We start from the raw sequence: 17,737 nt of genomic DNA on the forward strand, positions 1-17,737 counted from the left end.
CCGTACGTTACTTGAGCCAATCCAAAATGGCCTTGATCGCCAACCCATGATTGCCGATTTGACAATGCTCGGCCCCGCCTTCCTTGTCGGTGAACATCTTGCCCGTTAACGTGCTGGCGTTGGTAAGCCGGTTCATCAATAAATGAAAATGAGTACTGGGAATATAATGATCGCGCTCTCCGGCAAGCAGCAGCACATCGCATTCGATCTTCGAAGTGATGCCGCGCAGCGTATGCCGCTTCAAATCCATGTAAAAATGATACGGACTGTCTGTGCCGGTAATATATTGCCCATGCGAGATCGCCCAGTCCAAAATAAGATTCTTTTTCATGGCCTGCCGCAGCACGAAGTTAATCAGGCTCTTGGCTCTCATCCGGAAGATCAGCTTGATGACCGTCTGCATCGCTGCGGGAAACGGGTTGATCATACAGTCAAACCCGTCATAAAGGACATCATAGGCAACCGTTTTCGCTATTCTCCGCTCAAAAGCCGCCGCGCGCAGCGCCAAATAGCCGCCCCACGACACGCCAATCAGGCACACATCCTCCAGCTTGAAATAATCCAAGAGGGCGCTCACCGGCTTTTCCCAATGCGGTTCGAAGGCGAGACCCTTTTTTAGCGACTCTCCTTGTCCCGGCCCCTGATCCATTACGCTGCGGAAGTTATGGATCGATTTCTCGTACATTTTCTGTTTTTCAGGCCCTTTTTTGAGAAAAAACTCGGCTAGGCGGTAATAATAGGCGGCATGGAGATTCCTGTTGTCGGCCTCTGCCTGTTCTCCGAGACGGAGCCAGGCCCGATACCAAGAGTCGAAAGTACCACCATCCTCGCTTGTTAATGCTTCATGATTGATGTAAAAGGTATTTTGATATCGCGCTCCAGGGGGGCCGAATAAGGTGAAGGTCACATGAAGGGTGCCCTGGTCGTTGATGTGGTGTTTATCGTCTGCCAATGCTCCATCGAATTGCAATAGGCTGTAAACTTGATTGTCAGCTTCGTCAATCGATTCCGCACCGGCGTCAACCACCAGTTCCTGCGTCAGCGAAGCAGCAGAGAGGCGCACATTGCTTATGTACTCATAGCGAGGGATAACGGAATGATCCAGAGTATCAGCGTCTTTGGCAAAAGCGACAGAACCAACCGCCTCCAGGATCGCATGATACCCGCCATAGGAGCTCGCCGCGGCCAAATCCGGGATGAATGCCGGGTTGTAGACACTGGCTATGCTAACCGGTATGGTATTTCCTTGCTTCCCCGTAACCGGGGTAAACAGAAATGCGAGCGGTGTCTCTTGGTCATCCTTCTCTAGATCGATAATGTGCATATATTGATAGGGCGCTTCCGGCGCATTCAATCGATAAGGCTGGGGCAATCCGTCCACGAAGAGAAGAAAGCCGACATTTTTCGCTTCCCCGGAGGCGCTCACGGAGTAATCGATTTTTAGTTCGCCCCCATCGTAACGCAGAGGAATCATTTCCCCGTTATTATCGTATTTCAGATTGGTGAATTGATGAGCGAGACTGCCCATGACGACCGTCGTGTTCTTATTTGCTTCAAGCTAATGAGGCTGTAATCTGGTGGTATTCGATGCTCTGTCATCCAGATTCGCATATGAACATCCTTCTAAAGGCAATATCATGACGACGAGGAAGGCCGCAAGCTTGAAGAGCCATAATTTAGGCATACTGCGCCCCCTTTCCGATTTCCGGTTCATGAACAAAAAACACGCAGCCAAGCAGGCAAAGCATGCTGGCTTTGCCTGCTTTGGCGCAAATCCTTCTCCAACGAAGTTTTTATCTCTTATTTGATATGAGTTACGGTATAAACCACCCCAGGCTTATGCTTGCTTCCGCCTTTAACGCCGTGCGCTCCGTAAATGGCGTATGCATTTGAAGGCAGGCCGCTCCAATAGCCGCTTAAAGAACGATCTCCCCGTCTGCTTTCGAGTTTCTTTTGTCCGATAAGCGTCTTTCCGTTCTTATCTTGAATCGTTCCTTCTATAGTCAAAATTGCGTTATCAGGATTATCAGTCACCGAGGTTTCATAATAACGCCCTTCTAACGTGCCTTTCAGTTGCCCATATCCCGTCAACTTTACTGATTTGGTGTCTGCAAACGCCGCCGTTGCCACTGACACGCAAGCCATAATCGCTACCATGCCGACAATCGTTTTACCGAACTTCATTTCCATTCATCTCCCTTTCTTTTTTTGAAAATTTCCCCGCTAGAACTTGATGTACCTCTTACCAAAAAATGTTCGGTTCTGTCGAAAATACACCTCCTCTCTGCAAGATAAGAGATGCCGTTTCGTGATGATTGCCTTTTCTACATGGTTACCACGACTTATACTTCCAAAATATGACGAAATATTTCGTTTATTTCATATTATAGTAGTTTTGCTCACATTTTCGACACTATTCAAATATGGATTCATATACGATATAAGCATATATTAGTATATATAGGAAATTAAATTGGATAATACTTGTATCCAACGATGTGGGGGGCATTATGGAACAGTGGTTATCTTTTTTGCGCTATGGTTTCCAACACTTAGATCGTCCATCTCAAAAACTTACTTTTCAATCCTACCGAAAATTCATCTACCATGATATTTACTTCCTGCTCCGAAATCATGATCTGACGGAGGACGTAATTCAGGACTCCTTCCTCAAAGTGATTGCCTCATCGCCTAAATCACAAAATCCCGTAAAGATAAAGGCATGGCTCAAACAAATTTCGAGGAACACCGCCTTTGATTACTTGAGAAAAAACAAAAAATATCAATCTCTATCCAACCTGGAGGGCATGGATGAAGAGGAACTCTTCGCTTCGGCGGCCGAGACGGCAGTAGCCGATCAAGTGGAGGAGCAAATACGGGATGAAATGCTTCATGAAGCGCTTAACCAGCTCAATGCGCGATACCGCAATGTACTGTTTCGCTACTATGTCGAAGATAAGTCACACCGGGAGCTGGCTCGGGAATTAGGAATCAGCGAGCAAGCTTCTGCGCAATTATTGGTTAGAGCGCGCAAAAAATTACGCTATTATTTTTGCAAAAAATGGGGCGTTCGCGAGGAAGGATGATGGATGCTGTTCCCGATGCTGGCGGAGGGCGGCGGCTGCCTCCCGGCACAACAAAATGAACAGCCGTTCCCCGGCTGCATCCCGGGAAGCGGCTGCCGCTTCAAAGCGATTTTTCCTGTCTGCCATATTTTTTCTCCACCGCATCAAGCAATAGAAATAAAATCGCGTTGGACGCATCCAACCGTTCTGTCTGGCCAACCATGCCCTCCGTACGCTGGATGAAGAGGCCCTGCCCAATGTCGTCGGGACAATGCCGAATTAATCTTCTGATGCTGGAATCCGTGGATTCCAAGTGGAACTGCAGCCCGATCGCGCAGTCCCCGTATTCGAAGGCCTGATTCTCGCAGCCTGGGCTTCGGGCGATATGCTTGGCTCCGGGAGGCAATGCGAAGGTGTCCCCATGCCAGTGGAAGGGCACGAATATGTCCGGCAGCTCCTTAAAGAACGAGGATTGTCGACTTTTCTCCGTCAAAGTGACGGGGAACCAGCCAATCTCTTTTTCTTTATTTTGGTACACTCTTCCCCCAAGCGCCTCCGCAAGCAGCTGCGCCCCAAGGCAAATGCCCAGCACCAGCTTGTTCCGCCGGACGGACTCCTGGATTAATTTCTTTTCCTGCGCCAGCCATGGAAAGCGCTCTTCTTCATATGCCCCCATCGGACCGCCGAGAATGACAAGCATATCGAATTCCGAAATAGACGGTAACCGCCCGTTCTCATACAATAAGCTACCCGTGAGCTGGTGGCCTTTTTGTTGTGCCCATGCAGACACTTGCTCAGGTCCTTCAAAAGGAACGTGCTGCAAATAATGAATGTTCATGTTCATGCCACTCCCGTCGGTCATCCCGCAACCAAACGCATCCCCGTTGCGGATAGCGCCATTCTTTCGCGCTAAATATAGTTGTTCAACGTTATTCGTCATGTTAGTATATCAATCATTGGAATGGACGAGTATGTCCAAAACGCGGATTTCTGACCAATCCATATTTTTTTATCTCGATTATGAGCCGGAGGTGCTTGAAATGTTGACCATCGATCGCAATGATGACAGGCCCATATGGCAGCAGTTGCTTGACCAGGCGATCCACAACATAACGGCCGGACATTGGCCCCCGGGACAATTGCTGCTTCCGTCGCGGGAGCTCGCCCAATTGCTTGGCGTCTCGCGTTCCACTATCCAGATCGTGTACGAGGAGCTGTTCAGCCGGGGATACACCGTCACCTCCCGGCGCGGCGGAACCCGCGTTAGCGAGTGGAAGCAAGCTGCCGGCCCGGCAACCGATGCGACAGCGGCGGGTCCTCCGCTGCCCGAGCTCCCCTATCTGGATGCGGCTGTTGATCATCTGCACCACTGGATGGGCGACAGCAGGCCATATCGGGTGGATATCAATTTTAGCCCCCATGAGCCGTTTTTGGATGAGCGCTTCCATCAGCTATGGCGCCAATCGTTCTTGCAGGCAGCAGCAGGCATTGACGCAAGCCGCTGGGCCTGCGGCGATCCGTACGGCTACCTCCCCTTGCGGGAGCAGATCCAGCGCTACTTGTCGCTGGAACGGGAGATTCATGTCCAGGTGAATCAGATTTTGCTGACCTCGGGCGCCCAGCACAGCCTGGACCTGATCGCGCAAGCTCTCTTGCGCGCAGGAGACACGGTCACGGTCGAGGATCCCGGCTTCCCTGCCGCCTGGATGGCGATGAAGTACCGGGGAATGAACGTTGTTCCCGCTCCCGTGGACGAATACGGCCTTCAGGTGGACCGCATCCATCCGCAATCCAAGCTCGTCTTCGTGACGCCTTCGCATCAGTGCGCGGTTGGCGTCATTATGTCGGAGCCGCGCAGGCAGGGGCTGCTGCATCTGGCCGCTTCGGCTCCGTGCTGGATTGTGGAGGATGATTACGACAGCGAATTCCGTTACCGCGGAGCTCCGCTTCCGACGCTGTTCAGCCAGCAGCCCCGCAACACCCTGTATATGATGAGCTTTTCCAAAATGATTGCCCCCGGCATTCGTCTGTCGGCCATTGTCGGATCGGCCGAAGCGATCAGCCGGCTGGCCCGGGTACAGCAATTGACTTACCGCCATCTGCCGATGATGGAGCAGCTGACGCTTGCCCGCTTTATCGCGCGCGGCCATTTTATGCGTCACATGAGAAGAGTCCGCAATGTGTACCGGCGCAGACACGAAGCGATGACCAAAGCGATTATGGCAAGCGGCCTGGGCGGCCGGTTCACGCTGTCCGGGGTGGAGACCGGTTCGCATATGCTGCTGGAAGCCGAGGACACGTATGATGAACAAACCGCGACCAGACGGGCTCTGGAACAGGGCATATACGTCTATCCCCTCAGCTCGTATTGTCTGGAGAGCAATCGCAAAGGCTGGGTGCTCGGCTTCCCGAACGTGGACGAAGCGGCCATCCAGCGGGGCAGTCACCGGCTTGCAGACATCCTGGTCTAGCATCGTCCCCATCGGGCCGCAGGCCCTCCGGCCTCTGCGGCTACGGGACGAAGCATGTCTTAATCAGGCGAACCCGCTTTTTCGTTCCAATAATAACTGTCCGGCAAATCGCGCTCGCCGAACATGGTCGTCCCTACCCGCACGATGGTGGCTCCTTCTTCAATGGCGACCTCGAAATCGCCGGACATCCCCATCGAGAGAAGGTTCATCTCGACCCCCGGGATGTTTTTGGCGCTAATCCGGTTCTGGATCTGCTTCAATAGCCGAAAACAATGCCGGGTCTCGTCGCTCGTGGCATTCAGCTTGCCGATGGTCATCAGCCCTTTCACGCGCAGCGTGTCGAATTGGGAGAGCTGTTCGACCAGTTCCAGCGCGTCTTCCGGCCGCGCGCCAAATTTGCTTTCCTCGTAGGAGGTATTAATTTGCACGAGAATATCCATCCTTTTATTCTCTTTCCGCAATTGCGTGTGCAAAGCCTACCCAATTTGAGCCGATCGACGGAGTGGATCATCGTGACATATTTGACGACGTCCTTCACTTTATTCGTCTGGAGATGTCCGATAAAATGCCATTCCACCTCCTTGTACTCCTGCATATCCGCATATTTGCCGCGAAGCTCCTGGACCTTGTTCTCCCCGAATAAGGCCTCTCCCGCCCGGATGGCGCTCCGCAATTTCTCTAGCGGCACCGTCTTGGTGGCCAGCAGCAGCTTGACCTCTTCCTTCTTCCGACCGGAGGCCTGACAAGCCGCTTCGATTCGATGACGCACCGCTTTCAGGTTTTCTTCGACTCTATCGCTCACGTTCTCCCCTCCTGCTTCCTTTCGTATGCAGCTATCATTTCATGTGTTCAGCATAATGGAATTTGGATGGGTTGAACACGTCCAAATTTGTCATTCTTCGAGGTCCATAACTTCTTGCCGCCGCTCCCCGGCCCCTTGTCATACGAAAAAAGCCTTTTAAGCTCCAGCTCCTTGCTGAATCTCAAAAGACTGCGGCTGCACATTTGCATGGCAGATGGCTATAAGTTGCTCATTTCCAGTTGAAAGGCTTCGTTCATTTCCTTGGTCGCCTCTTGAATCGGCGTCTTGCCGACAAAGCGGCCTCGGGTCAACACCCGCGCCTTGCCGCTGTCATCGCAGGTGATTAAGGTCAATAATCGTTCCGGGCCCTGATCCTCAATGACTTCGACCGCCGTGGCCTCGATCGTTTTTTGTTCCTCAATCTCGTATTCATAGATGTACTGCATATCGGTCAAATAAGCTGAGGCGCCCCTTTTGACTCGGAGCAGCGGGCTGAACAGCAGATCTTTGCGGTTCATGTGATGGCCCGCCAACGCATAATTGCCTTCCCCCATAACCTGATTACGCTTCATCGTCCCCGCGGTGAGCGCCAACGTATACGGAGATACGCCTTCTCCTATCGGCAAATTCATGTCAATGCTCGGAATGCTGATGCCGCCAATCACATGAATATCATCTTTGTTCAAATTCGCCATCAGGATCGTCTCGAAATCAAGCTCCGCCACCTCTTCAAAATTAAAAACGGGCTCTTGCTTCCGAATGTGGCTGTTGTCCCGCTTCTCCGGATCTGCCGCAGCCACCTTGTCAAGCCCCAATGAGGTCGTCCCTCTGGAGACGAACCAGCTCTGGATAGGCTCGTGCAGCAGCATGAACAGACCGGCCAGCAAAACGGTGGCACAGACGGCATTAAAGATCATCCTTGAAACGGTTCTCTTCTTTGCGGCCATTCCCGATCCTCCCGTGCGTTTTTCCGATTTTTATTATAGACGACTTCATCAAGCAGCGACACCTGAAAACTAGACAAAATCTGAACATGGATATATTAAACAATAAATATTTATCGATAAACAATAAATTTTTATTGACCAAGAGAAAGCCGCCGATTATGATAGTACCTATCGAGCCGCAATGGCGGTTCATTCAAGGTACCGCTGCGGAGGGGCGCAGCGTCCCGGCAGGCGGATTCCAACGCAGGAGGAACTTGTATGGCTTTCAAGCTGAAATCATTTGTCGAGTTCGGCTGGCAGCAGGCGCTGTCCTGCCTGTTCCCGGCCATTATTTTCGCGGCGCTTGCGCTCACGCGGGCGATCGACATCCCGTTCATGCCCGCTTACGACTTTATGCTCCTTGTCTGTATCACGGTTCAAATCATCATGATCCGTTCCGGTCTGGAAACGCTCGACGAGCTGAAGGTCATTTGCGTGTTCCATCTGATCGGGCTTGTGCTGGAAATTTACAAGGTTCACATGGGATCATGGACATACCCCCTCGACGGATGGACCAAAGTGTTCGGCGTGCCGCTCTACAGCGGATTTATGTATGCGAGTGTCGCCAGTTACTTATGCCAGGCGTGGCGCCGTCTGCAGGTGAAGCTCCGCCGGTATCCGAAGCCGTGGTGTACCGTCCCGCTCGGCGCGGCGATTTATCTCAATTTCATGACCCACCATTTCATATATGATTTGCGCTGGGTGTTGACCATTCTGCTGTTCGCCGTCTTCTTTCGGACGTATGTCGAGTATACGGTGCTGGGCGTGACGCGGCGGATGCCGCTCGTGCTGTCGTTTGCGTTGATCGGTTTCTTTATTTGGGTAGCGGAAAATATCGGAACCTTCCTGGGCGCTTGGCGCTATCCGCATCAAGCCAATGGTTGGCATCTCGTTCAGTGGGGAAAATTCAGCTCGTGGTTCTTGCTGGTCATCGTATCGTTCATGATCGTCGCCCAGTTGAAGCATGTGAAGGAAGGCCGCTCCCAGAGCAAAGAACGTACGCTTCCTATGCACTAATATTGAGGTTTACCAAGAAACATGAAAAACATATTGATAAACGATAAATGCAGTGATATGCTAATGCCATTCATTTTTATGCGAGGTGCTGTATGCTGCGAAGTAAAACTGCCTTCCTCAAGCTGGCGATCGCCATGATTGGGATTGCGGCTTTGATTCTGTCTCTATTCTGGCTGCCCGGATTCGTGACAAGCCATGCGGCGAAGAACCCCGATTATGTCCCTTTGAAATATCCGGCGCTCATCGTTGTATATACGACGGCAATACCGTTTTATATTGCTCTCTATCATTCGATGAAGCTGCTTCGCTATATTGAACGGAACCATGCGTTTTCCGAAAGCGCGGCAGCATCGTTGAAGCATATCAAGCATTGCGCCGTCGTGATCGCGATCTTCTATGTGTTAAGCGGGGTATTCCTTGGTATGCAGGGCGTCCTGTTTACTTCCATCGCCGTGATAGGGGGAGTCATCATTTTTGCCGCTTCCACGGTAGCGATTTTTGCGGCAGTGCTTCAAGAGCTGCTAACCCGCGCACTTGAAATCAAATCCGAAAATGATTTGACAGTCTGAGGTGTTCTAATGGCGATCATCATCAATCTCGATGTTATGTTGGCAAAACGAAAAATGAGCGTCACCGAGCTGTCGGAGAAGGTCGGAATTACGATGGCGAACCTGTCCATCCTGAAAAATGGCAAAGCAAAGGCGGTCCGCTTTTCCACCTTGGAGAAAATATGCGAAGTGCTGGACTGCCAGCCAGGCGATATATTGGAATATGTGAAAGAGGATCCGTCCTGAACGTGAACCCGCCCCGCGCTTCATCCAAGCCGGGGCGTTTTTTATTCTTCCCTATTGACCCGCCAGTTCCATCAAATTCTCTGCAGCTAAGCGGATAGCCAGGATGCTTCCCGTATTCAGGGAATTATCGAAAAAAAGAACATGATTGTTTTTGACTGATTTCAATGATTTCCACACGGCACGAGACTCCTTTTCCTGCTTTCCGTGTTCAACAAAAATAAGCTCAAAATTATTGCAACGCAGGAACAATACGTCGTTACAGGCACGCTGCAGGAATATTCGGACAAGCTTGCCTATCCTTTTTTGCTCATTCATCGATCCGTGATCGTAAATTTGGAGCATATTCGCAAGTTTTCCAGCGTGTCCGTACGGATGTCCAATCAGGAGGAATACCCGGTTGGACGATCACAGGCCAAAAAGATTCAAAATGCGTTTGCTCGATATACAATGGCCCATTTATAAGATCCGGGCACACGCACGAAAAAGGGCGCCCAACCGTCATCAAACATGACGGAGGACGCCCCTTTTCAATCAAAAGTAAAAAAGTTCTTTGGGACTTCACGCCAAAGAACGCTACATTTCCCAGATGATGACAAGGAAAAGCATCTCCCGCTCCTGCGAGAATGCGGATGAAACGGTGCTGTCGGCTGCCAAAGTCAAAAAAGTGGCTATCGGTAACCCGATGCTCGCTGAAAAGATGCACGTGGATAACGAAATTAGGTCAATTTTTCTCGTATAAAAAATGCGATTGAAAAAATCCCTTCTTTATTCCAGGAAGCTCTCCAAAAGAAAAAAGGATGAACGAGCAACTCATTGGAGCTCAAAACGAAGTGGGTAAACTGTTTGAATTCGATGAGAAATTGCAACAAATGGTAGCGCGGCAGTCCGAAATCAATTCGGCCCTGGAGTTTGAGGAATTGTAAGCGCAAGAAATCGTGATGGACGAGCCATAAAGAGACGAACGTTCTGTTCACGAAAAGCAGGAACACTCGGTGGAGCTTGATCAAGTGAACTAACCAATAGCAAATCTCTAAACAAAAAAGACCGCTCTGCGAACGGCCGTCAATTAAATCAATGAGATTTTTCCCGCAACTGATCGATCTTTTCGGGAGAGAAGCCAGTGGCAGCAACGATGGCCGAGGCTTCCAGTCCCAAGTCAATCATACGTTTGGCAACTTCTTCTTTGCCTTCAATTTTGCCTTCGTGTCTTTCTTCTCTTCTTATCTTTCTTAACGTTTGTTCCAAACCCATAATGGCTGCGCCCCCCTTCACGTTTTTCACAAGTTCTTCAATATGCGATTCGCCTTCTGGCAACTGTTGTTTCAATACATTCGCCATCCACGCCATAAACTTCTGTTGGCTGTCTTCCGGCAATTGCTGAATCGTATGCATCAGCTTGCCGAGTCGATCTAATAACTGTTCTTGGTCTTCCGTTTGATCGAGCAAAAAGACAGAACCAATAGTATTGGATAAAGAGAGCAACTCTTCTTCGGTATAACGGGCTACATCAATGAGCAAATATTCAAAATCCAAGAGTTCCGCTCCAAACATCTCTTCGTTTCCCAGCAGCTTTCGAAACTGGCGATGGGCCGTCCATTGTGGTTTCCCATTATACAACACAATCGGCACAATGGGCGGAAGCCGGAATGATTTTCTAGTGGTTCGGGTCTTCTTTTCGTCTTTTAACAAGTATCGCCAAATCTCCACTTGGTATAACAACAAGCGATATGGCATCTGGAAGTCCACTTTCGACTGCATTTCCAGCAGCAAATAAAACACGACTTCCTGCCCATTTAACTGTACTCGATAAACCAGATCCGCTTCCTTGCGCTTAAAATCTTGGAGAACAAACGAATGCGGAATTTCTTGAACATTGGTTTCGTCAATACTTGTACCCATCCTTTATTAACAAAAGAACGGAGCAATTCCACAAACAGTTTCTTGCTGGAAAGCAGGAAGCGATACGACGTATCGTGACGCTGGTGTATAGTTTCCTGGCGATCATCGGAATTCAATCGTATCCACTTTAATCGGTTCTTCCCTTATATTATATCGCTTATGGCAATGGATAACAACGAAATGGAGGCACAGGAATTGGTAAACAATTACCCTTACCAAAGATCAAATTTCCCAAACGAACAACATCAACCTAATCGAATTCGCTCCCTTCCCCTGACGGATTCGATTTCATGATCTGCGACATAGTTGCGTCAGCCTTCTTCTGGCCAATGGAGTAGGTAAGAAAGAAATTCAAGAATGGCTGGGACACAGATGACTTCTCAACAACAGCAAACATTTACAGGCATTTTGATTTCAGCACGAAAATTAGTCCCGTTCATGTAATGATCGAATGTTTACAGCTTTAAAAATAAAAAAAGGTCCTTTAGGTTTTTTGATCCCAAAGAACATTCTCCTAGATTGTGGTTTTCTGTTTTTTTCAGGGTTCAAAAGGTTTTGGGGATTTTCTCAAAAAAGATGAGATTTTAGAACGTTCGAGAGAACTCGGAGAGAACTAAGGAAGAACAAGCCCTGCTCCCTACCATTGACAATTATTCGGAGCTTGAGCTCCAGGGAGGGTGTTCTGTATGTACAAAACAACGGTAATCATTATTGCAAAACCAAAAAGCCGGAACCGGTAAAACCACGACCGCCTACAACCTGGCTTATGCCTTATCCAATGAAGGAAAAAAAGTACTGCTTGTCGATTTTGACCCGCAGGGAAATTTGACCATGTGCTTTGGTATCGAAAATCCGGATCAACTCAAGCTCTCGCTGTTCAATATCATGAACGCCATCATGAGCGACGAACCGGTTCCCGCTCCCGAAGAATATATTCATTCTCTCGGCAACATTGACCTCATTCCCAGCAATATCGAGCTATCGGTTGCCGAAATCAATCTGCGGGATGAAATGGGCGGAGAGAAAACGTTGGCTTCCCTTCTGGAACCAATGAAACATAAATACGATTACATCATTATCGATACGAATCCTTCCCTCGGCCTCCTTACAATCAACGCTCTGGCAGCCAGCGACAGCGTACTTATTCCGGTAAACCCGCAACTGTGGTCGGCCACTGGTTTGACCCAGTTACTCAAGATTATCGTCAAGGTGAAAAAACGCATCAATCCAAGGATTAATATTGAAGGCATCTTAATGACCATGTGCGACACTCGGACCAATTTATATAAAGAGGCCTTTCGGCTAGTGAAAGCACACTACCGGGAAACACTCCGTATCTTCGATGTACAAATCCCGCTTTCCGTTAAAGTCGCAGAAGCCAACTTTTATAGCCAAAGCATTATCCAGTTCCATCCAAAATCCAAAGTAGCCTTGGCTTACCAAAGTTTGGCGAAGGATTTGATGCAAAATGGCAAGTAAACGCCCTACGCCCAAGCTCTCCAGTATTGATGAACTGCTGCTGTTATCTGAAGAAACAAAAGCACCGGAAACCGTAACCGGAACAGGTGTAACCCAGCTACTTCTATCTGACTTGGTTCCGTTTCATAACCACCCTTTCAAATTATATGAAGGAAAAAAGCTGGATGAACTGATTGAGAGTGTCACGGAAAACGGTGTGTTGATTCCAATCATCGTCCGACCCAAGGAACCAAGTGGTTATGAAATCCTTTCCGGACATAATCGTGTGAATGCCGCAAAAGCTGCCGGTCTTATCTCAGTTCCTTCTATTATAATGGACAATCTTACAGAGGCCGAAGCGGTCATCATCGTGGTGGACACCAATTTCCATCAACGTTCTATCCAGGATATGCTGCCTAGCGAACTGGCTCGTGCCCTGCATATGCAGCTTGAAGCATGTAAGGAAGCTAGACAGAAACAAGGTAGAATAAACGAAATTGAAAATGCCGAAATCATCAGTAATGACGGAGAAAACGCCGAAGGTGTCCCAGTGGGACACCGCGGCAAAAGCGTCTTTGAGGTTTCCCATAAAAACGACATGAGTCCTACCAATATCAAGCGTTATTTATGATTCAGGAACAAGGCTACAAGGTGGATATGAAAAAATCGGAGTTGCTAAGAGGGAAGTCCGAAAACCGTAATTGCAATGAACAAACCATTAGAGCCGTTCTTTCTGGAGAAGTTACCCGGAGGCCGAAAAGCAAAACCCCCGCCCCTTTTAAGTTGAAACATAAAATTTACACCAAATACTTTTCGCCGGATAGCAAAGCGGCGGAAGTCGAAGAAATCATCGACAAAGCGCTGGCCTTATATTTCTCGCAACACCCCAAAGAAAACCACGATCCAGAACAGGAGGATTTCAATGATTTTTAAAGACCTTGCCCATGAACAGTTTTATGAAGGTAACGTGATCCGCACTCATCGTCAGCACGATCCTTACCGTAAGGCCCTCTTTTATCTCTTGGGCCTGACAGAAGACACCCGCAGAAATATCAACGATCTTTACAATTTCAAAGAGGATAGCATCCGACTAGAGGGATTGAACGAAGGTTGGCAGACCGGGACCACTTCCCGTCTTACGCGATTGGCATTCAATTTATATACCGGTTATACGGGAGAAAGCGAAGAGGATGCTCGTTATTATAGCCCCTACTATCTGTTTGACAACGGCCTACTGCCTTACTTTTTTGAAGCTGTTAAACTTCGCTATCCTTCCTACGCTTCTGACTTGTCGCAGAGTTGGGCAGGGTTCCAACCTTTCGCTGATAACGGCAGAGATACATGGAATGAACTGGAGCAATAAAATGACTTCGAACCATCGAGGAAGGAGGACAACCACATGGCGCGTGCGAAACAACTGAAATCGTTGTATGAATCAGGTGTATCCTACATCTCCAATTCGCCGAAAGCCTGGACGAACTATCTGACCTTTGCTTCCGGAATTTATAAATACTCTTTCGATAATGCCTTGCTCATCTATATGCAAAACCCCAATGCGACTATGCTGGCCTCCCTGCCTCTATGGAACAAATTGGGGCGTTATGTCAGCAAGGGAGAAAAAGCAATCGCTGTTTGCGATTATCGGGATACTCGTTTAACGCTTGATTATTTATTTGACGTAACCCAAACTTACGGTAAGGCCGCGCCAAAAACATGGCGTTTGGAGCATCTGGATATGGCCGAATTGGCAGGAAGACTTTCCTCCTACGATACCGATAATCTCAGCGAATGTATCGGCATGATGGTCAAACAGAGCATAACTTCTTTGGACTTGTCTATGCAGGATATGGAACTGGACATGGCTGACCATCTGTTTGTTTCGCTCCCCACCGGGGGCGTTGAGGATCAAATGCTGGAGTTGATTGAAGCGAGTAGCCGTTTTTTTATTCACCGGCGCTGCGGCATACCGAAACCCGTCCTCTCTCCAGCCTTTGATACGATCCCTCATTGGAATACCATGCCTCTCATGTCCCGGCTTGGCGGAATCGTCACCGAGTTATCCAAAGAAATCCTGCTGGACATCGGGAGACATGTCAAAATCATGGAACAGGAAAGGAGTATGACTCATGACCGAAATGAAGGCGAATCTGCATTATTCCGAACAGACGGACGGCCTGCTTTATCCTCAACTGCAAATCTCCAATCAAGCGGAGGCCGACCAGCAACCTCTGGGCAAATACGGGCGAATGGCACTGAACTATTTGCGGAATCATCATCCTCAGAGGTTCATGAGCTTGAAAATGCAAGGGAATCTGATGGAAAAAATGCACCAGGCAGATCGGGAGGCCAACGAGAAGATAGAGCAGCTCACGGAACAACTTCTCCGATTTCGTCCGATGCCGCAGACCGAAGACATTTTGGAGAGGACGCGCCACCTGAATCAGATCAAGTCCACAGCCGAGGAACTGGTATTGAACGACATCGTGTTGAAACCGAGATAACCGAATCGAGACCGAACCCGGAACCGCATGACAGCGGTTCTTTTTTTACGCATAAAAAGGAAAACGACAACAACAGGTTTTCTGCCGAAGATATGTTGGAATACCTGCTGCGCAGCACCGAGGCGGATTGGTGATCAAACCGCGTGTGTATCAATTTGTTACCGTGGAACCACAGCCCGTAAAACCAGCTAAACTTGCCGCATTGCTCAAGTCCCTATACGGAGTCGGCGGAGCAAGAGGAGAGTTCGGTAGCGGTCTTCGTGGATTCGACTACAATGGCAAAGGGATAGAATTGCAATGGACAGATGTGGATGGAGAACATCAAGCGGTATTCTCCTGGAATAAAGTCGCGGCCAAGATTCTACAACTAATTCGGGACGGCCGCTATGATGAAAGCTTTGCTCCCTTCCCTCCTGTCGAACAGGAATGGACATTGTTTGATTATGCCTTGCATTTGAAAAAACAGATATCAGTTGGCGATGAACAGGAGGCAAGTGAACAGACAACCATAAGGCTTGAAGAAGTGACCAATCAAGATAATTCTGATCTTGAAACGGGTTATGAAAATGACGAAAGTGCAGTCAAGACATCCAATACTCCTACTCTTTCACCCACTCGCAGCAACGCTGTCAATTTTCGCTTTAACCCGGAGACTTCCCCTTACGTTTCAGGCCCGAAAAGCAAATACAAACGGAATGTGCAGCGGCGCGGAATTCTACCATCACTGCTTTTTATACCGAGCCGTTCCTTATTGAACACATCCATGCCACGTTGCATCGTTTTGGTCTTACGGATGGAACGGGCCGTAAACTGCTAGAACCCTCCATGGGAACCGGAAATTTCTTCTCTGTATTGCTTCTGGATTGGCAGCGGGCCGAGCTTCACGGCGTGGAACTGGACAGCATTACAGGCAGAATCTCACGGCAGCTATATCTTCAAGCAACCATACATCTCGGAACCAAAAATTTCACCTACCTACTTCAGCAAGGACAAATTTACTACTGTGAAAACGGCTATTTGTTGCATCAAGACATCAAGGGCAAAAAAGCCGAACGAATCAAGGGATTATGCGAAATCAAGTCGGCGCTTTTGGATGTCATTCAAATCCAATCCCATGAATCGGGCTACGACGAAACAGAGCTAAAACAAGCCCAGCAGCGACTCAATCAGGTATACGACCACTTTGTCCAGCAACACGGTTTTATCAATGATCGAGCGAACTCGGCTGCTTTTGCTGATGACGATCAACTTCCGCTGTTGCGCTCCATCGAAGATCAGACTCCAGAGAAAACATGGATGAAGGCTGCCATCTTTTCCCGTCCGACGATTAAGATGAACCGTCTGCCAGACCATGCAGATAACGCTCTGGAAGCCTTGCAAATTTGTTTAAATCAACGGCTGCGGGTCGATTTGCCGTATATTGCCCACTTATGCGGCAAATCGGTCGCCGAAGTGCGGGAAGAACTGGGCGATCGCATCTTCCTCAATCCACAAAAAATATACCGGCGACGAAGAGGAAGGATGGGAGCTGGACGAGGAATATTTGTCCGGCAACATCAAAGATAAGTTGGCTTATGCCACATTGAAGGCGCAGGAACATCCCGACTTGTTTGAGCGTAATGTGGCGGCGTTAACCCGCGTTCAACCTGCTCCGCTGTTACCGGGCGATATCGATTTTCGTATTGGCAGCCCGTGGATTCCAGTACGCTATTACCGGGATTTTATGTATGAAACCTTTGGGACAACCCAAGCATTTCAAAGAACCCGTACCATCGATGTGGAATATTTGGAATATACCAATACGTGGCGAGTTTCGGGTAAATCGTTGGAGCGAAACTCCATCAAGGCAAACCAGACCTACGGTACCCATCGAGCCAACGCCTACGAGATTTTTGAAAGCAGTTTGAATTTGCAAAGTATTACGATTCGAGATCCGGTCACCTACTTGGACAGCAATGGCAAGGAGCAGGTCAAATACGTGGTTAACGCCAAAGAAACGATGATTGCCCGTGCCAAGCAGCAGCAAATGAAAGAAGCCTTTGGAGCCTGGTTGTTCCGGGACAAGGAACGGGCAGATACGTTGCTTTCTATTTACAACGACAAGTTTAACACGATCCGTCCTCGTACTTATGATGGCGATCATCTGGTGTTCCAAGGCATGAATGAGGAAATGGCGTTGCGGAAGCACCAAAAGGATGTCGCGGCCCTTTTGAATGAGCTCTTTAAGATGTGACTCACTTTCTGGGAACTGTTGTTTCAATAATTCATTCCAGCGCACCTGGATGAATTCCATCCCGGCAGTGACATTTTTAGGCACTTGCCCATTATTGCGCATTTTACATTCATTTAAATAGGCAACTGCATAGGATAAAAAGTAAATAAGTAATCATCAAAGGAGAATGGGTCAAGTCCAAAATTGTGTGTAAATTCCCTCAAGTAAAACTCGCGCGCCCCTTTAACTATCGCACAATTTTGGATTCGGTTTTTACGTTCGTTTTTCGCCACTCCAAATAATCCGTCATATCCAGATACTTTCGGCCATTGCTCCACTTTTCATCTATCTCCATTAGCAAGGCTCCAAGTAATCGATATGCAGAATCGCGGTTTGGAAAGATACGAATCACACGCTCACGACGTCGTACTTCCTCATTCAAACGCTCTTGGCTGTTCGTCGTACGCAGACGCTTGCGGTACTTCTCTGGAATCGACATTACCGCCGTAGCATCGTCGAAACCTTGCTCCAA

At 48.7% G+C, this 17,737-nt stretch carries 23 protein-coding genes and 1 pseudogene; 16 read left to right on the forward strand and 8 right to left on the reverse strand.

Translation table 11 applies throughout. The features are described from left to right. Positions 1-7: 7 nt before the first annotated feature. The gene (locus ABD76_RS25015) at positions 8-1,528 is read right to left on the reverse strand and encodes an alpha/beta fold hydrolase (protein WP_197259704.1); all 1,521 of its coding nucleotides are present in this window, start codon (positions 1,526-1,528) and stop codon (positions 8-10) included. 272 nt (positions 1,529-1,800) lie between these two features. Further along, positions 1,801-2,190, reverse strand: a complete 390-nt coding sequence (locus ABD76_RS25020; RefSeq protein WP_242069803.1) for a hypothetical protein — start codon at positions 2,188-2,190, stop codon at positions 1,801-1,803. Between the two features lie 320 nt (positions 2,191-2,510). Here ABD76_RS25020 and ABD76_RS25025 point away from each other — a divergent pair, with 320 nt between their 5' ends. Continuing rightward, entirely contained in the window at positions 2,511-3,086 is a 576-nt protein-coding gene (locus tag ABD76_RS25025; RefSeq protein WP_197259705.1) for an RNA polymerase sigma factor, read from the forward strand. A 100-nt stretch (positions 3,087-3,186) separates the two neighbouring features. On the opposite strand, the gene ABD76_RS25030 is transcribed toward ABD76_RS25025, so the two are convergent. Next, a complete protein-coding gene (locus tag ABD76_RS25030; protein ID WP_197259706.1) occupies positions 3,187-3,903 on the reverse strand; it encodes a type 1 glutamine amidotransferase in 717 nt (238 codons plus the stop codon). Positions 3,904-4,105: 202 nt separating this feature from the next. On the opposite strand from ABD76_RS25030, the gene pdxR reads away from it, so the two are divergent. Continuing rightward, on the forward strand, positions 4,106-5,536 hold the full coding sequence (gene pdxR / locus ABD76_RS25035) for a MocR-like pyridoxine biosynthesis transcription factor PdxR (protein ID WP_197259707.1): 1,431 nt from the start codon (positions 4,106-4,108) through the stop codon (positions 5,534-5,536). Positions 5,537-5,595: 59 nt separating this feature from the next. Here pdxR and ABD76_RS25040 read toward each other — a convergent pair. Next, positions 5,596-6,338, reverse strand: a pseudogene (locus ABD76_RS25040) (YggS family pyridoxal phosphate-dependent enzyme). A gap of 218 nt (positions 6,339-6,556) precedes the next feature. Beyond that, positions 6,557-7,285 carry a class A sortase gene (locus ABD76_RS25045; protein WP_197259708.1) on the reverse strand — a complete coding sequence of 243 codons (729 nt, stop codon included), beginning with the start codon at positions 7,283-7,285 and terminating at the stop codon, positions 6,557-6,559. A 258-nt stretch (positions 7,286-7,543) separates the two neighbouring features. Between ABD76_RS25045 and ABD76_RS25050 the strand changes: the two genes are divergently transcribed. From ABD76_RS25050 to ABD76_RS25060, 3 genes are all read left to right on the forward strand, one after another. Then, positions 7,544-8,341: a DUF817 domain-containing protein gene (locus tag ABD76_RS25050; protein WP_197259709.1), complete on the forward strand. Its 798-nt coding sequence runs from the start codon at positions 7,544-7,546 to the stop codon at positions 8,339-8,341. A gap of 92 nt (positions 8,342-8,433) precedes the next feature. Beyond that, complete coding sequence (locus ABD76_RS25055) at positions 8,434-8,910, forward strand: DUF2975 domain-containing protein (protein WP_197259710.1); 477 nt, start codon at positions 8,434-8,436, stop codon at positions 8,908-8,910. Positions 8,911-8,919: 9 nt separating this feature from the next. Continuing rightward, a complete protein-coding gene (locus ABD76_RS25060) occupies positions 8,920-9,135 on the forward strand; it encodes a helix-turn-helix domain-containing protein (protein WP_197259711.1) in 216 nt (71 codons plus the stop codon). A gap of 51 nt (positions 9,136-9,186) precedes the next feature. On the opposite strand, the gene ABD76_RS29960 is transcribed toward ABD76_RS25060, so the two are convergent. Beyond that, positions 9,187-9,450, reverse strand: coding sequence for a substrate-binding domain-containing protein (locus ABD76_RS29960; RefSeq protein WP_242069804.1), 264 nt, complete (start codon positions 9,448-9,450; stop codon positions 9,187-9,189). On the opposite strand from ABD76_RS29960, the gene ABD76_RS31060 reads away from it, so the two are divergent. Continuing rightward, entirely contained in the window at positions 9,340-9,597 is a 258-nt protein-coding gene (locus tag ABD76_RS31060; RefSeq protein WP_197259712.1) for a LytTR family transcriptional regulator DNA-binding domain-containing protein, read from the forward strand. The two genes, ABD76_RS29960 and ABD76_RS31060, sit on opposite strands and share 111 nt — an antisense overlap. A gap of 335 nt (positions 9,598-9,932) precedes the next feature. Further along, positions 9,933-10,058: a hypothetical protein gene (locus ABD76_RS30285; protein WP_275100866.1), complete on the forward strand. Its 126-nt coding sequence runs from the start codon at positions 9,933-9,935 to the stop codon at positions 10,056-10,058. Between the two features lie 148 nt (positions 10,059-10,206). Here the strand turns inward: ABD76_RS30285 and ABD76_RS25075 are convergent, their stop codons facing one another. Further along, positions 10,207-11,034 carry an Rpn family recombination-promoting nuclease/putative transposase gene (locus tag ABD76_RS25075; protein WP_242069805.1) on the reverse strand — a complete coding sequence of 276 codons (828 nt, stop codon included), beginning with the start codon at positions 11,032-11,034 and terminating at the stop codon, positions 10,207-10,209. A gap of 322 nt (positions 11,035-11,356) precedes the next feature. Here ABD76_RS25075 and ABD76_RS31065 point away from each other — a divergent pair, with 322 nt between their 5' ends. The 9 genes from ABD76_RS31065 to ABD76_RS25125 all read left to right on the forward strand — a co-directional run bounded on the left by ABD76_RS31065 (position 11,357) and on the right by ABD76_RS25125 (position 17,226). After that, positions 11,357-11,410 (forward strand): hypothetical protein, encoded by a 54-nt coding sequence (locus ABD76_RS31065; RefSeq protein WP_420901971.1) that lies wholly within the window; start codon positions 11,357-11,359, stop codon positions 11,408-11,410. Positions 11,411-11,745: 335 nt separating this feature from the next. After that, entirely contained in the window at positions 11,746-12,513 is a 768-nt protein-coding gene (locus tag ABD76_RS25085; protein ID WP_197259713.1) for a ParA family protein, read from the forward strand. Beyond that, positions 12,503-13,123, forward strand: coding sequence for a ParB N-terminal domain-containing protein (locus tag ABD76_RS25090; protein ID WP_197259714.1), 621 nt, complete (start codon positions 12,503-12,505; stop codon positions 13,121-13,123). Before ABD76_RS25085 ends, ABD76_RS25090 begins: the two co-directional genes overlap by 11 nt. Next, the gene (locus ABD76_RS25095) at positions 13,120-13,425 is read left to right on the forward strand and encodes a hypothetical protein (protein WP_197259715.1); all 306 of its coding nucleotides are present in this window, start codon (positions 13,120-13,122) and stop codon (positions 13,423-13,425) included. The genes ABD76_RS25090 and ABD76_RS25095 overlap by 4 nt, the downstream gene beginning before the upstream one ends. Beyond that, positions 13,415-13,855 (forward strand): DUF6075 family protein, encoded by a 441-nt coding sequence (locus tag ABD76_RS25100; protein ID WP_197259716.1) that lies wholly within the window; start codon positions 13,415-13,417, stop codon positions 13,853-13,855. The genes ABD76_RS25095 and ABD76_RS25100 overlap by 11 nt, the downstream gene beginning before the upstream one ends. A 36-nt stretch (positions 13,856-13,891) precedes the next feature. Continuing rightward, positions 13,892-15,127 (forward strand): ArdC-like ssDNA-binding domain-containing protein, encoded by a 1,236-nt coding sequence (locus tag ABD76_RS31070; protein ID WP_420901970.1) that lies wholly within the window; start codon positions 13,892-13,894, stop codon positions 15,125-15,127. After that, on the forward strand, positions 15,124-15,810 hold the full coding sequence (locus ABD76_RS25115; RefSeq protein ID WP_197259719.1) for a hypothetical protein: 687 nt from the start codon (positions 15,124-15,126) through the stop codon (positions 15,808-15,810). Before ABD76_RS31070 ends, ABD76_RS25115 begins: the two co-directional genes overlap by 4 nt. 8 nt (positions 15,811-15,818) lie before the next feature. Further along, positions 15,819-16,559 (forward strand): hypothetical protein, encoded by a 741-nt coding sequence (locus ABD76_RS25120; protein WP_197259720.1) that lies wholly within the window; start codon positions 15,819-15,821, stop codon positions 16,557-16,559. Further along, positions 16,537-17,226 (forward strand): hypothetical protein, encoded by a 690-nt coding sequence (locus tag ABD76_RS25125; protein WP_197259721.1) that lies wholly within the window; start codon positions 16,537-16,539, stop codon positions 17,224-17,226. Before ABD76_RS25120 ends, ABD76_RS25125 begins: the two co-directional genes overlap by 23 nt. A 226-nt stretch (positions 17,227-17,452) precedes the next feature. Here ABD76_RS25125 and ABD76_RS25130 read toward each other — a convergent pair. After that, positions 17,453-17,737 (reverse strand): transposase (locus ABD76_RS25130; RefSeq protein WP_197253985.1); only part of this gene is annotated, 285 nt, incomplete at its 5' end.

The sequence above is a fragment of the Paenibacillus dendritiformis genome, from assembly GCF_015845845.1.
Classification (GTDB): domain Bacteria; phylum Bacillota; class Bacilli; order Paenibacillales; family Paenibacillaceae; genus Paenibacillus_B; species Paenibacillus_B dendritiformis_C.

Excerpts from the sequence above, each read along its gene's own strand:
- ABD76_RS25090 (WP_197259714.1), top strand. The coding sequence starts at position 12,503 with ATGGCAAGTAAACGCCCTACGCCCAAGCTCTCCAGTATTGATGAACTG.
- ABD76_RS31070 (WP_420901970.1), top strand. The coding sequence starts at position 13,892 with ATGGCGCGTGCGAAACAACTGAAATCGTTGTATGAATCAGGTGTATCC.
- ABD76_RS25045 (WP_197259708.1), bottom strand. The coding sequence starts at position 7,285 with ATGGCCGCAAAGAAGAGAACCGTTTCAAGGATGATCTTTAATGCCGTC.
- ABD76_RS25100 (WP_197259716.1), top strand. The coding sequence starts at position 13,415 with ATGATTTTTAAAGACCTTGCCCATGAACAGTTTTATGAAGGTAACGTG.
- ABD76_RS25075 (WP_242069805.1), bottom strand. The coding sequence starts at position 11,034 with ATGGGTACAAGTATTGACGAAACCAATGTTCAAGAAATTCCGCATTCG.
- ABD76_RS25060 (WP_197259711.1), top strand. The coding sequence starts at position 8,920 with ATGGCGATCATCATCAATCTCGATGTTATGTTGGCAAAACGAAAAATG.
- ABD76_RS29960 (WP_242069804.1), bottom strand. The coding sequence starts at position 9,450 with ATGAATGAGCAAAAAAGGATAGGCAAGCTTGTCCGAATATTCCTGCAG.
- ABD76_RS25020 (WP_242069803.1), bottom strand. The coding sequence starts at position 2,190 with ATGGAAATGAAGTTCGGTAAAACGATTGTCGGCATGGTAGCGATTATG.
- ABD76_RS25015 (WP_197259704.1), bottom strand. The coding sequence starts at position 1,528 with ATGGGCAGTCTCGCTCATCAATTCACCAATCTGAAATACGATAATAAC.
- ABD76_RS25095 (WP_197259715.1), top strand. The coding sequence starts at position 13,120 with ATGATTCAGGAACAAGGCTACAAGGTGGATATGAAAAAATCGGAGTTG.
- ABD76_RS25030 (WP_197259706.1), bottom strand. The coding sequence starts at position 3,903 with ATGAACATTCATTATTTGCAGCACGTTCCTTTTGAAGGACCTGAGCAA.
- ABD76_RS30285 (WP_275100866.1), top strand. The coding sequence starts at position 9,933 with ATGAACGAGCAACTCATTGGAGCTCAAAACGAAGTGGGTAAACTGTTT.
- ABD76_RS25120 (WP_197259720.1), top strand. The coding sequence starts at position 15,819 with ATGGGAACCGGAAATTTCTTCTCTGTATTGCTTCTGGATTGGCAGCGG.
- ABD76_RS25050 (WP_197259709.1), top strand. The coding sequence starts at position 7,544 with ATGGCTTTCAAGCTGAAATCATTTGTCGAGTTCGGCTGGCAGCAGGCG.
- ABD76_RS25025 (WP_197259705.1), top strand. The coding sequence starts at position 2,511 with ATGGAACAGTGGTTATCTTTTTTGCGCTATGGTTTCCAACACTTAGAT.
- ABD76_RS25055 (WP_197259710.1), top strand. The coding sequence starts at position 8,434 with ATGCTGCGAAGTAAAACTGCCTTCCTCAAGCTGGCGATCGCCATGATT.
- pdxR (WP_197259707.1), top strand. The coding sequence starts at position 4,106 with ATGTTGACCATCGATCGCAATGATGACAGGCCCATATGGCAGCAGTTG.